The organism is Tissierella carlieri, from assembly GCF_018917285.1.
Classification (GTDB): Bacteria; Bacillota; Clostridia; order Tissierellales; family Tissierellaceae; genus Tissierella; species Tissierella carlieri.
Map to the genome: position 1 here is coordinate 19,444 of NZ_JAHLOH010000048.1, position 14,189 is coordinate 33,632.

Annotated in this window: 14 protein-coding genes; all 14 read left to right on the forward strand. The window is 28.6% G+C overall.

Features of this window, described 5'->3' with window-relative positions:
- Window positions 1–12 precede the first annotated feature (12 nt).
- The 14 genes from KQI38_RS17160 (at window position 13) to KQI38_RS17225 (ending at window position 14,084) form a co-directional block, all read left to right on the forward strand.
- Entirely contained in the window at window positions 13–1,305 is a 1,293-nt protein-coding gene (locus KQI38_RS17160) for a DUF6365 family protein (protein ID WP_216561548.1), read from the forward strand.
- Window position 1,306: 1 nt separating this feature from the next.
- Entirely contained in the window at window positions 1,307–2,107 is an 801-nt protein-coding gene (locus tag KQI38_RS17165; RefSeq protein ID WP_216561550.1) for a hypothetical protein, read from the forward strand.
- Window positions 2,108–2,122: 15 nt separating this feature from the next.
- Window positions 2,123–3,046, forward strand: coding sequence for a radical SAM protein (locus KQI38_RS17170; protein ID WP_216561552.1), 924 nt, complete (start codon window positions 2,123–2,125; stop codon window positions 3,044–3,046).
- Entirely contained in the window at window positions 3,043–4,260 is a 1,218-nt protein-coding gene (locus KQI38_RS17175; RefSeq protein WP_216561554.1) for a DUF6365 family protein, read from the forward strand. The genes KQI38_RS17170 and KQI38_RS17175 overlap by 4 nt, the downstream gene beginning before the upstream one ends.
- A complete protein-coding gene (locus KQI38_RS22675) occupies window positions 4,257–5,921 on the forward strand; it encodes a B12-binding domain-containing radical SAM protein (protein WP_216561556.1) in 1,665 nt (554 codons plus the stop codon). The genes KQI38_RS17175 and KQI38_RS22675 overlap by 4 nt, the downstream gene beginning before the upstream one ends.
- 15 nt (window positions 5,922–5,936) lie before the next feature.
- Entirely contained in the window at window positions 5,937–6,707 is a 771-nt protein-coding gene (locus tag KQI38_RS17185; protein WP_216561559.1) for a nucleotidyltransferase family protein, read from the forward strand.
- Window positions 6,708–6,830: 123 nt separating this feature from the next.
- The gene (locus tag KQI38_RS17190; protein ID WP_216561561.1) at window positions 6,831–7,724 is read left to right on the forward strand and encodes an ABC transporter ATP-binding protein; all 894 of its coding nucleotides are present in this window, start codon (window positions 6,831–6,833) and stop codon (window positions 7,722–7,724) included.
- The gene (locus KQI38_RS17195; RefSeq protein WP_216561563.1) at window positions 7,711–9,873 is read left to right on the forward strand and encodes a M1 family aminopeptidase; all 2,163 of its coding nucleotides are present in this window, start codon (window positions 7,711–7,713) and stop codon (window positions 9,871–9,873) included. The genes KQI38_RS17190 and KQI38_RS17195 overlap by 14 nt, the downstream gene beginning before the upstream one ends.
- Window positions 9,866–10,609, forward strand: coding sequence for an ABC-2 family transporter permease (locus KQI38_RS17200; protein WP_216561565.1), 744 nt, complete (start codon window positions 9,866–9,868; stop codon window positions 10,607–10,609). Before KQI38_RS17195 ends, KQI38_RS17200 begins: the two co-directional genes overlap by 8 nt.
- A gap of 39 nt (window positions 10,610–10,648) precedes the next feature.
- Window positions 10,649–11,161 carry an RNA polymerase sigma factor gene (locus tag KQI38_RS17205; protein ID WP_216561567.1) on the forward strand — a complete coding sequence of 171 codons (513 nt, stop codon included), beginning with the start codon at window positions 10,649–10,651 and terminating at the stop codon, window positions 11,159–11,161.
- 20 nt (window positions 11,162–11,181) lie between these two features.
- Entirely contained in the window at window positions 11,182–11,493 is a 312-nt protein-coding gene (locus tag KQI38_RS17210) for a hypothetical protein (RefSeq protein ID WP_216561569.1), read from the forward strand.
- A complete protein-coding gene (locus KQI38_RS17215) occupies window positions 11,477–12,331 on the forward strand; it encodes an ABC transporter ATP-binding protein (RefSeq protein ID WP_216561571.1) in 855 nt (284 codons plus the stop codon). Before KQI38_RS17210 ends, KQI38_RS17215 begins: the two co-directional genes overlap by 17 nt.
- A 6-nt stretch (window positions 12,332–12,337) precedes the next feature.
- On the forward strand, window positions 12,338–13,486 hold the full coding sequence (locus KQI38_RS17220; protein WP_216561573.1) for an ABC transporter permease: 1,149 nt from the start codon (window positions 12,338–12,340) through the stop codon (window positions 13,484–13,486).
- Entirely contained in the window at window positions 13,452–14,084 is a 633-nt protein-coding gene (locus KQI38_RS17225) for a hypothetical protein (RefSeq protein WP_216561575.1), read from the forward strand. Before KQI38_RS17220 ends, KQI38_RS17225 begins: the two co-directional genes overlap by 35 nt.
- Window positions 14,085–14,189: the final 105 nt, after the last annotated feature.

The window sequence follows — 14,189 nt, forward strand, 5'->3', positions numbered from 1 at the left end:
AGGATATATGTAATGAAGAGAATACTGGGAGTGGTCTTGGGGGAATTATCAACAGGGGAATTGGTCATTGCTCATTCTTTTGCTAAAGGTCTTAATAAAAATCAATATTCCATGGATTTTTTAATTCCTGAAGAAAAGAATGTTTTTTTTGAGAAGGATTCTGAATTTAGAGTCCATACAGTTAGTCGAAATTGTGGAGTTACTCATAATCAAAGGCATATAATTTCCCTAATAAAATCAAATGATTATGATTTAATAATACTTTTTGATGCCTTTACTATGGAATATGCACAGCATTGGACCGGCATAAATATGGATGTATTAAAAGCATTAGATATCCCTATTTCATCCTTAGATGAATATGACTATATAAATGCTGGATATAAATTAGATTACTATGGAATTTTTGTGAAGAAGTTACCAGATCTTCTTTCAGAAGTAGATATAATATTAAAAAACTGTCCCCTCTCTATGCCTAAGGGAGGGCAAGATTTAATAAAGGAAGCTAAGAAAAAAGGCCAGTTTTATTATCAAGTTATTCAAGAAGTAAGAAAGTTAGATAAAAATGTTATTTTCAATATTAGAAAAAGATATGTAAAAGACGATGAAAAGATAGTTTTTCTTACACTTTCAAAATGGGAGTTAGAGGGAGCATATTCTTTTACAAGTCAAAGCACATTATGTAGATATCTTTTACCTCTCATTTATAATTACTTATCAGAACTAGACACCAAAATATGCTTAATTCATGTAGGTGACTCATGTTGGAATGAATCAGAATTTAAAAATCCCCAGATAAGATATATTCATTATAGATCATTACCTGTAGACATTTTTGAAGAGTTACTTCAATCATCAGATTTATTTGTAACATATAATTTAGTATCTATAACTCTTACAAAAGCAGTAGACTTTGGAGTACCCTCAATTGTATTGAACAATGATAAAATCATTGATTTTAAAATCCTTGAGAAGAAATGTATGGAAAAACCTCTGTGGTATCAATACATGGCTAAGGATTTAAAAAAGGTATACCCTTTTACAGCTAGTATGTTTGGTTGGAATCATTTTTTAAAGGGAATTATGAAGGATAATATTTATATGAAGAGTTTTGAAAGGATACAAGTCTTCAATACAGAACAAGTAAATTCAACACTAAAGGAAATACTTTATGGTGATTTATGTGACAAAATGATTCACAACATCAATACATTTAAAAGAGAGTTATTAAAAATACCTAACGTCAATGAGGCATTAAACAATGCTTTTCAGTATTTGCTAGAGTTAGACGAAAAGAGGGGATAACTTGGATTATTTGTTTTTAAAAAATAAAAAGAGTAAAGAATTTACAATTAGTATGACTAATGAATTCATTAATACGAATTCAGGAGAAATATATGTTACTAGTTTAGAAACTAAGTATAAAAGGTTTATTTATGAAAAGCCTATAGAAAGCTTAGGATTTGTGAAATATGTAGTAGATGAAACTCGTTATAGAAAAAAAGATAGTGAAGATTTTATGACATGGTCCTTTGCCAAAGGATTTGAATTTTACAATGCAATATATGCTTTAAAGGATAAAGCATATAAGGACATGTTGATTGAAGAAAGTACCTATATAAAGCCCTTTGAGACTGTAGAAGAATCATTTAACAAATTGCCAAAATTACCTTCAGTATATTTATTGATGATGCAAGTATTCGATATCTTAGCTTTTGATTCATTTCTATCCTTTATTCATTGTCAGGAAGACGTAGAAAAAAGTTTAAAACAATATATGAAGATAGAAGAACTATCAAATAAAAACATCAATATGTCTATTGGAGAGAATTTTGAGCATTCAAACTTTAAACACAATGATTTTTATATAGCATATTTAGGAGAAAGTTATATCTATGAAATATTCGATTATTATGCAGACTCTTCTGACGTGATTTTTGGGGATTTAAATTCAAAAATGAGAAAAAATAAATCATTATATTCAGGGAAAGTCCTTGTATCTAAGGAAGATGGAGATATTTATCATGGATATATGCATGAGCTAATTGTACCTATTGATGGCAGTAATAAGGTCATTAGTAGAAAAGTATATAAGGATCAAATTTAAATAGGAGGAGATTTTGTGAAAGGATTGAGTATTCATCTGACGGATCAGTGTAATCAATCTTGTAAATTTTGTGTAGTTGATTCATATCAGGAAAGAAAAGAAAATGTGAATAAAAGGATTATATATAAGTTCTTAGAAGGAAACAGAAATAAAGGATATGAAGTAGTAAATATTCATGGCGGCGAGCCTACAATAGTTCCTGAATTTCTGGATATTTTAGCCAGAATTAAGGAACTAGGTTATCCACAAGTTTCTCTTCAAACAAATGGAAGAACTTTAAAGGATTTCCATTTTGCAAAACAATTATCAGATTACAATGTAAATACTTTTGTAATCTCGTTTCATAATACTGATAAAATGGAAATCGCCGATTTAGCTAATGTAAATGAAGAGTGGTTAGGAGAAATAATACAGGGGATTAAAAATGCAAAAGCTGTGGGTTCAAGGGTAAGAACCAATACTGTAGTCTATAAAAACAATTTAAGAAATCTATGTGAGATTATGAAATTTATAGTAGAAGAATTGGACGTTGACCATATTAATATTTCAGCTATGCATCCTGCGGGAAGAGCATATAAAAACTTTTATGAGGTGGTGCCAAGGTATACTGAAATCATAGAGCCTGTAATGGAGGCTGTTGACTATGTTATAAAAACAGATAAAGAATTAACACTTGAGGGGTTTCCTCCATGTCTATTAGGTGAATATAAAGATTATTTAGTGGATTGGTATGATACTGACTTTAAGCTGCTTTATCATAATTTTATTTTGAATAGTTATGCTGACTTTATGTCACAAAGTACAAAGAACCTTGGCACTATGTGTAACGGATGCAATTATAGTCATGATAGATTATGTGGAGGTATATACAAAGAATATATAGAGAAATATGGATGGGATGAGTTCAGCGAAGGACCAATAGCGGAAGTGAATATATGAATATAGTTTTTATAGTTACTAGTTTTTGGTCTTTTGGTGAACTATTAATTGCAATGGAATTTGCTGATGAACTAGTAAAATCGGGAGATAATATATGTTTTATAGCTCCTCCAACTCATAAAAATACTATTCTTAAAAAAGGCTATATATGCATTTCATTAGTTCCTAAATCTAGACAGTTAAATCGAATACTTTTCAATGAAGTTAAATATTCATTTAAACCAGACTTAGTGATACTCTCTGATTTTTTAAATTATAATTTTGCGGATATACACTATGGTATAACAAAAGAAGATTTAAATATATTTGATACCACCCTATGCACATTTGACAATTTCTATTGGAACTACCCGAGAAAATGTATGGATACCTATGGATTTAAAAGTGACATACCTAAGAAAATAGTTTTAGAAGATTATGGAGCTAGAATAGTTCCTTGTCCTATTGTAAGTCCAGATTCAGTAGAGGGAGAAAATGTATACACTTATTCATTGATTAGTGATTTTGTAGATATATCTAATTTGGAAAAGAGAAAAAATAGAATAAAATATGGATTTGATAATGATGAAGATAAGATTATCTTAGTATCCTATGCAAAATGGCAAAATGAGCACATAGAGGATAGGGGAGTAAGTGAGTTTATAAAATTATCCAATAGTTTTTTTAATAAACTTATTATTAAACTAGCAGAAGAATTTCATATAATCTGTGTTGGAAGCAAAGAAAAGATTCAGGGTGATAATATTCATCATTACAGCTCTGTGCATACTGAAATTTTTGATGAACTAGTTTCTATCTCTGATATCTATATAAGCCGTAACATGACATCCACTTCAATGGTGAGGATCGCTTTATCAGGGGTAAGATGTGTAAATATAATTAATAGCATAAGTGATATAAGAACTATAGAAAAAATAGCAGCAAAAGATGAATTTAATATGACCATAAAACCCTATAGATATCTTATGTTCCCAGTAGGATGGTATAGTTTTTTAAAGCCAATTTTTGATGATAATCCATATGCTGAGCTTATAATTCAAATTGAGCAGTTTGAAATTGAAAGAGGAATAGAAACTATAAAGGATATTCTCTATGAAGATAATTCTAATCATATTATTTTAACAAATAAACTTAGAAAGAGATTATCAGAATTGATGACACCTAAGGAAATTGTAAGATCCATACTAAGTTATGATTTGGAGGGGAAAAGGTGATAAAGAACTTTTATATGATTCTTGTTGCTGATGAGGATTCAATAATAAAAGAACAGAATTTTATAGGTCTATCTTTGGCAATGGGGATTATCTCATCTTATTTAAGAAGAGTAGGTATAGATACGCATGTACATGATATAAATCAATTTTTGATGGATAAATCTTTCACTAAAACGGATAAAGAACTAATTTCTATATTATATGATAAAGATAGAGTCTTGAGTTATATTTATGGTGAAGAGGATACTACATTAGATGGAATAGCTAGATTGTTTTTAGATGAAAATTGGAAAGAATATGATTCCTATGGTATTTCCATAGGTGCTGATTTTTCTCTATTTCAAATTCATTTAGGAATGGTTATTGCTAAATATCTAAAAAAAGAAACTAAAAGGCCTGTAATAGTCGGAGGTAATAATATATCCTATCTTTATATTTTTAAAGATTTTTATCATGAATTGCTTACGGCTGCTATAGAAAATTTAAAGTTCATAGTAAAAGGACCTGGAGAAAAAGCTATTTATAAGATTATAAACTCCATAGACAAAGGAATTCCCGAAGAAATTATAGTTAGAGAAGGAGAAGGTTTATTATATCTTGAAGACGGAGAGATAAAGTGTAATGTAGAGGCCAGTCCAATTGTAATTTGTCCGACATGGGATGGACTAGATATGAAGCTTTATAGTTATCCTCTTTCTACAAGTCAAAGGGAAAATGAAAATATATTATATAGATTCCCATTGGCAATAACAAGTCAAGTAGTAGAGTTTAATAGAAGAAAAAATAGAGAAGACACCTTATTTATACCATATATTTTTAATTATAATTGTGTCTACAGCTGTGCATTTTGTACTCAAAGTGATACAGATAGGGGGCAGCTTATTGTTGGAGATGTAGAAAGGGTAGTAGAGGATATTGAAGAATTATCAAAGAAGTATAATTCAAAATATTTTTATTTTCTAAATAACTATTTCCCATCATCTTTAAAATTCATAAAAGAATTTAATGGATTATTAAAGGAAAGAAACTTAGGAATATATTGGTCCGATTGTGGGAGAGTCAATGGTATGACCTATGAAAAATTAAAACTATTATATGAAAGTGGCTGTAGAAAGCTTGTATTTGGATTTGAAACGGGGGACACTTGGCTGCTTGAATTTATAAATAAAAAATTAGATTTAAAAGAACTTATACAGGTTCTAAAGTGGTGCAAGGAAATAGGTATTTGGGCAGATTTAGAAGTTATAATAGGATTGCCTTATGAAAGGGAAAATGAATTTATGAACACCTATAATTTCCTTTATGAATATAGGGATCTAATAAACAACTTCTGGTTAAATGAATACTTTTTAATACCTAATAGCTTAATAGGAAGATATCCAAATAAATATGGAATTGAACTGATTAAAGATATATACAATTATAATATGTTATTAAATGTAAATAGGGATAAGTTCTTAAATGAAAATACAAGCAATATGACTTCCAATTCTAGGCTTTGGGGATTCAATGAAGTGAAGGAAAATTCTTTTAGGTCTTATGGTGAAATGCAAAGGGAAAATATTGATAAGATTAAACGATTATCAGAATTAAGAAATCCTGAATTTAATCAGCTATTCAAATTCTATTCCAGTATGAATAAAATTAGAGAAAGCTCATAATAAAGGAGGAAAACCATGAAGGCTGTTATATTGGCTGCAGGTAAAGGAAAGCGGATTGATTCTGTCACAAATGGTGAGAACAAATGTCTTTTAAAAATTAGAGATAAAACTATTATTGAATATAATGTGGAAAACATTAGTAGAATTGATGAAATCAATGAGATAATAATAGTTGTTGGTTATAGGTCCCATGATATAATGTCTAAGGTTGGAAATTATTATAATGGTAAAAGAATAAGTTACTGCATTCAAAAAGAGCAAAAAGGACTAATTAATGCACTTGAGGCAGCCAAATATGCAGTTGAAGATAATGATTTCATTCTTATATTAGGGGATGAGTTTATAATTAATAATAATTATTCCAGTGCAATCAAAAGGTTCTATGAAAAGAAATATAACTGTATGATTGGAATAGTAGAAGTCGATGATATAAACTTGGTTAAAAAGACTTATACAATTGAAATAGACGAAAATGATAATATACTAGATTTTATTGAAAAGCCGATTAAACCATTTAACAATATTATGGGAACGGGGAATATTATATTTAAAAAAAGTTTTCTTAAATATATAGACCAAACTCCGGTAAATTCCATAAGGGGAGAAAAGGAATTAGTGGATTTTCTCAAGATAATATTAAAAAAATATGGAAATGTGACTACCTTTAAGGTAGGAGATTCTTATATAAATCTAAATACAAAGGAAGATTACTATAATCTAGTAAGATTGTTTGGTGTAAAGGTTGATATTTATCGTGATTCAAAATATGGTGTTGAAAGTATTTGATTTATATAGGTCTTAGCATAATTTTAAAAAAATTAATATCTTTAAATAAAAAAAGATATTAATTTTTTTTATTTTTTGTAACTTTTCCTTCTTTTTTCCGAATATCTAGTGGAGGGTGATAAAATGGAAATAAAAATACAAAATCTTAGTAAAAAATATAAAAATGTAAGGGCTATAAATAATATTAATTTAACTATTAACACTCCTGCAATGATTGGACTTGTAGGACCAAATGGAGCGGGAAAAAGTACTCTTATGAAAATTTTAGTAGGACAACTAATAGCTACAGAGGGAGAGGTTTTAGTAGATGGAGTTCCTCTCAATAAAAGAGAAAAATACTTAAAAGAAAGATTAGGATATTTACCTCAAGACTTTGGATTATATGAGGAGTTAAGAGTAGAGGAATACTTAGACTATATGGCTTCACTAAAAGGGATAAAAGGAAATAAGAAAGAGGAAATAAAAAGAGTTTTAGTAATGACTAATCTTGAAGAAAAGAGAAAACTTAAAATAAAGACTCTTTCAGGAGGACAAAAACAGAGAGTTGGAATTGCCCAGGCAATGTTAAATAATCCTGAATTGCTTATAGTTGATGAACCAACTGTAGGACTTGATCCTGAAGAAAGAATTAAATTTAGGAATCTTTTTTCTGAAGACTCCATTGATAAAATAGTTGTATTATCTACTCACATTATTGAAGATGTAGAATCCATATGTAATCTAATTATAGTTATAAATAAAGGTAAGATACTATTTGTCGGTGAACCTAGTGAACTAGTTAGAAAAGCCATAGATCATGTAGGAATTGTAGAGATTACAGGTGCTGACAAAGAGAATTTTTTAGAGAGAGAATTAAAAGGAGAATTTAAGATTACATCTACAGTTATAACTCCTACTGGTACTAGATATAGGGTAGTATCTAAATCTCTACCTTCATATTTTGAAAAAGTAGTTCCTTCTTTAGAAGATGCCTATATATATTGCATGCTGGAGGAGGAAGAATATGTCTTTATTTAAGAATGAAATTAAATTAATGTTTAAATCAAAAATGATAGTGTTTTTGATATTGGTATCCTGTATTGCTGTAACAACTGGAATAAATTCCTTAAATATGTCTAATGATTTTGATTTGTTTTATATAAGAAGGTCTTCTTCAACTATTGCCTTTGGTGCTGTAAGATTTGGAGCCTCAATATGTGCATTGCTATTTGGATTGTTTACAGTATTAACGCTAGATAAAGATAAGAAAAAAAGAAGTAAGGGAATTATAGAATCTAATATAAATTATCATAGATTAATGATAATTCGTATCTTAGCTATAGTTTTTTATGAAGTTATAGCAACTATAATTGGAATGATGGCTGTTATTGTTATACAAAAATTTGTATTTAGTATTCCAATTGATATTTTTTATTATCTATTTAACTATTGGATTATATTTTTTCCATCACTCTTATTTTCTACCTTAATAGTAAGTGGGCTATATCTTTTAACAGATAGCTTGGATATAAGTTTTATAGCTTTAGGAGTATTATTTGTTAAGAGTTTAACTTCGAATAATTATTTATTTACATGGGTACAAACTAATTTAGATATTATTTCAGATTTTGCAGGAATACAACCTGTAGGGCAAACCATTATCTATAATAGATTACTGTGGCTATTTATCTCTATTTCAATATTCGGGGTAGGATTGCTATTTAAAAGAAGATATGAATTCAATTTAAAAGAATCATTTTTAATCAATATAAAAAGCAAAATATTGATATTATTAGTTGTAATTGCTGTATTGGGAAGTGGATTTACCTATATAAAAGAGCCTTATACAATGGAATTAATAAGAAATATGGAAACTAATATTGATGAAAACATATCTTTAACTGGTCTTAAACCAGAGATCATTTTTGATAATGAAAAGGGAGAAATGTATGGAAGGGTTCTATATGATTTCATAAATAAAGGTTCTGATTCAATCACATTTCATACTAACGAAGGGCTAAATATAGATTCTATAAAGGTTAATGGAAAAGAAATAGAATGTAGCGAGAATAAAGGTAAAGTTGAAGTACCTATACCAAATATAGAAGAAATAAAAATCATGATTTCCTACGGTGGGAAGGTAAAAACAGATAAAAATGGAGTAGGTAGAGGTATGCCGGGATATATTTCTCAAGATAGTATTTATTTACTAGAGAATTCTAATTGGATTTTCAGACCTTTAGTTAAAGAAGGAGATTCTATAAAGATTAGTGGATATTATTCTGCACCGGAGTATTTAACAATGGTAGTCCCAGGAAGACTTATAGATACGGAGATAGAAGGTCAATTAAAGAAGTGGATATTTGAATATAATTCTCATACGGCAGACATTGGAGCATTTGCAGGGAGATATGAAAGACAACTAATCAACTTTGAAAATATGAAAATTGAATTTTACTATTCCCCTAGACATGAAGAATATGTGCAGAATATGAAAATAGAAGAATATATAAAAAATATGATGAAGTATTATATTGAAAATATAGGAGATTATTATTCGGATATATATCCACTAAAAATTGCAGAAGTTGCTCTATATAAGCGAGGTGGTCATTCATCAGAAAATGTTATAACTATTTCTGAAAATATGTTAAATCGTGATAAAGTTATGTATTCAGTAATTGGTGATGATAATACTCAGTATAGAGGTATGGATATAGATGTTTTTATGAGTGATATAAATACAATAGCTCATGAAATAGCACATCAATGGTGGGGTACAGGGGTTAAGGTAGTAGAGGATAGTCCATGGTCATCAGAAGGGCTTGCACAATATATGTCCTATAAATATATACAAAGTGAATTTGAAGATATGGAATCAAATCTATTTCTGAGCAGATGGGAGAGTCGTGTGAGAGAATTGAATAACTATTACTATTTAAATAATAGTGAAATGTTAGATAAAATAAATGAAAAATATAGAAGATCCTTAGAGATGGAAAAGCTTCAGAGTGAATTATATTATCTAATGCCTATTAAATTGTTAAATGGAGAAGAAGTCTTAGGAGAAAAAGAATTTTTAAAGGGACTAGCAAAGGTATATAAAAATTATTTGTATAAGGATTTAACCTATGAAGAGTTTCTTAAAGAAATGAATCTTTCTAAGGAGGCGATGGAATTTGAATAATATTAATTTATTAAAATACGAGATTAAAACAACGATCATATCAAAAAAGTATTTATATATGATTCTTATATTGATGGCGTTTACTTATGATTCACTAACAAGGTTAGTAATAAGTGGATACTATGGAACAGCTCCATTTTCTGAATGGACATATACACTTTTTATTCAACTAATTTCACCTTTAGTAATGAGCATAATGATATTTATCATGACAAGTATTTTTAATGAAAAAGAATTAAGGGCTAGAAAGATATTATTTTCCGCTCCTATATCTCAGAGTAAATATTATATACTGAAAATTGCTGGATTAGTGATTACTTTTATATTGACAGCATTAGTTCCGATTGTCATGAGTTTTATATATTATAAAGTATTATTTAATTATAGCCAATTTATCAACTTTGGAAAATATATTATATGGTTTTTTATTCCTACTTTTATATTTTTATTAGGAGTTAGTATGGTTTTGGGAAAAACGAGCTCAAAACTATTATATGGCTTGATTCCAATAGTATTTTTATTAGGAAGCATAAATACAAGAAGTATTCTCCCACTATGGTTAGATATATTTGGACAACATTTCTTTGATATATCTACCTTTGCAGAACTTATAGGAAGAAAGAGCCAAGTCATACCATTTAATTTACCCAATCATTTCATTTATTCTAGACTTATATTTATATTTTTAGGTGTTATACTTTTAATATATACATGCTTGAAAAGAGAAAAGGAATAAAGTTATGGCTAGTTATATAAATGAGATGGAGGTGAAAGAGTGGATGAACGGTTACAGCTATTAAAGAGTGGTGATGAAAATGCCTTTGAAGAATTTGTTCTTAAACATAGAAAAGAAGCTGTAAATTTCGCATTAAGTATACTTAAAGATTATTATGCAGCAGAGGATGTTGTTCAAGATAGTTTTGCTATCTTTTATGTATATAGAGAAAGATTAAGAGATTATAGTACATTGAAATCTTATTTATTTTCTATTATACACAATAAATCTGTAGACTATATTAGAGATAATAATAAAAATATTTATACTGATTATAATATTGCCTCCACTATTTCTCCTGAAGAAATTATATTAAACAAAGAAAAAGAACATAGATTCATGGATAACTTTAACAAATTAGATGAAAGTCAGAAGAGCATACTTTATTTATATGCATTTCAGCAGATGTCTTATAAGGAGATCTCAGAAGTATTAGATATAAGCTTATCTAAGGTGAAAATAAATATTTTTAGAGCAAGAAAAAAATTAAAGGCTCTATATGCTGAAAAATAAAGTTGATGGAGGTAAATTTTATGAGACCTGACGAGAACAATAGAGAATATCTAAATGAAGTATGGAGAAGAGTGAGAGTACAGGAATATGATAGATATCAGCTAGATAAGATAAAAGAAAACAAGAAATTTCTAAGGATGATAGAAATAAAATTATCATTATCAATATTTGGAGGTTTATCTTTCTTAAGCTTGATATTATATTTTATATTAGGAGTTAGTATGGAGTGGCTAATTATATGTATATCAGCATTTTTAATAGGTGCGGAAATTTATGATTATTTGAGTTTTAGTGAGGCTAAGAGGAGGATTTATTATGAAAATTCAAATTAAAGAGTTAGAAAAATACTATGGAGCTTACAAGATATTAGATAGAATAAATCTTACCTTTGATGAGGGAATCCACGGACTTTTAGGGCCTAATGGAGCAGGGAAGACAACTTTTATTAGAATTTTGTCAACATTATTACCTAAGACATCAGGAGAAATTTATTATGATAATATAAAAGTGGATAATAAAGAGGAAATAAGAAAGATAATAGGGTATCTTCCTCAGGAGTTTTCCTTTTATCCAAATTTTACAGTATATGAAGTTTTAGATTATTTTGCTTCCCTTTCTAATATAAAGTTAAATAAAAGGGAGATATTAGATAGACTAGAAATCGTACATCTTCAAGATATATATAAAGCTAAGACAAAGACTCTTTCAGGAGGAATGAAGAGAAGATTAGGAATAGCCGTAGCAATGATAGGAGGGCCAGAAGTATTAATTGTAGATGAGCCTACGGCAGGCCTTGACCCAGAAGAAAGAATAAGGGTCAGAAATATGCTTTCTGACTTTGGAAAGACAAAAACTGTATTATTATCAACTCATATTGTTGAAGATATTCAATTAAGCTGCAAAAGTCTTTCGATTCTAAATAAAGGAAAACTCATCTATAATGGAACAGTAAAAGATGTAATAAAAGAAGCGGACGGATATGTGTGGAATTTAAATGTAAGTTTTGGTGAATCTGAACAGTATATGGACAAGTACAATGTTATTTCATCTATAGTAGATGAGGATAAGATTTCTTTAAGGATATTATCAAAGGAGAGACCGTCTGTAAATGCTAATAATATTTCGCCAACTTTAGAAGATGCATATATGAAGCTTATAAAGGGGGTATAGAAAAAAATGCTTAGAAAAATCTTTTTGAAGCAAATAAAGGAACAAACTAAAAGTCTAAGTGTATTGATTTTAATAGTAGCTATATTTCTATTCTATTACACTCAATTTATAGGAGATATAAAGAGAGATGGCATAAAACCTATGCCTCCTAGATTTAAATATAATACTGTTGATGAAACTATAAGGGGAGTTACATTAGAAGATCATATTGAGTATGCTTATAATACTATGAAGGCTGATTATAACTCAGGTGATACTCTGAGGATTAAGGAAATAAATATGCTCTATGAAAAAATAAATGAAGAACAAAGAAAATTTTTAGAAGAAGCAATAAAAGAAATGGAAGATATAAGTTTTCAAACTATTGATGAATATTATGAGTTTATATATAGAGTGGACAAAGCTTTAGGTGGAAATACTGTATATAGCAATGAAAATAATTTCTCATCTATTATTCGTAGTAGATATTATGATGAAGAGCTTGAAATTTATAATGCTATACTTAAAGAAGATAGGATTACTAATGCCTATGGAAGACTCTTTGCAGACTATATAGGAATTGCAATAAGTTTTTTTACCGTATTTGTAACGGCTTTTACTCTTACCAAAGATAAGAGATATAATTGTAATGAGCTTATATATACTACTAGTGTGCCTTCATATAAATATGTACTGGGAAAATATCTAGGGGATATAACTATAACAATTTTAATATTGTTCTTAGTAACAGGTCATGTAACTTGGCTATTTCATGGTTTTTCAAAATTAACAGGAGATACTATTTCCTATGGAGGATTCTTTAAATATTCTATAGTGTGGATTATACCTACTATTATGTTTGTGACTTCCCTAAGCTATGTAATTCAGCTTGTGTTTAATAATGGAATAGTATCAATCATAGCCCAGTTTTTTTATTGGCTCTATAGCATGAAGAATTTGTTGCCTCAGGGGATTCAGCCTACAAAATATTTTATAAGGTTTAATACAATTATCCCTCATTCGGAGTTTCAACCTTTTGTCAAGGGAATAAGCTTAAATAGAATCTTATTTACTATATTCTCTTTAGTGCTATTATTCTTGGCTATAAAGCTATGGGATAGAAAGCGAGGGGAGATGAGTAATGGATTTAAGATTAGAGAAAAAGATATTTTATAGTAATATAAAGATAATTTCCTTTAATACCATGGCTTTAGCTTTGGTATATATAGGAGCTATTTATTTAATGATAAATAAAAATGACTTATTAGAGGATAGTATAATTTTTATTGGAGAACAGCTTATATCTCCTATTGGTATAGCAATGTTTGTTAGGACTGCATTGATTGAAGATGAATATGGAGTATCGGAAATGGTCTATTCAAAGGTATATCCTTACTGGAGAATTATTTTATATAGGATTGTTATTACTTCCATACAATTATCTTTAGTATTAAGTATTGTCTTTCTTCCATTGAAAATTGCTGGATTAGACTTTCATATAACTAATATTTTATTTGGCTCTTATACAACAGCATTGTACTTGGGAGTTATTGGTATGATATTAGGATATATGACTAAGGAAATATCTATTGGTATTTTAGTCCCTTTTCTCTATTATTTCTTCGAAATGTTCTCAAAGGGAAGATTTACCAAGAATTTATATTTATTTGGAATGGGTAGGGGAAACTATATAAGTAAAATAAAGCTATTTTCTATTGCTACAATTGCTATAATAGTATTTCTTTTTATTATAAAAAAAGAAATTTCAAAGTAAAATTACATTGCCAAAGGATTATTTTTACTATCCTTTGGCATTTTTTATAATTTATCTTAAGATGTTACATATGCTGCGTGATTGATGTTTGAATAATTTTTTAAT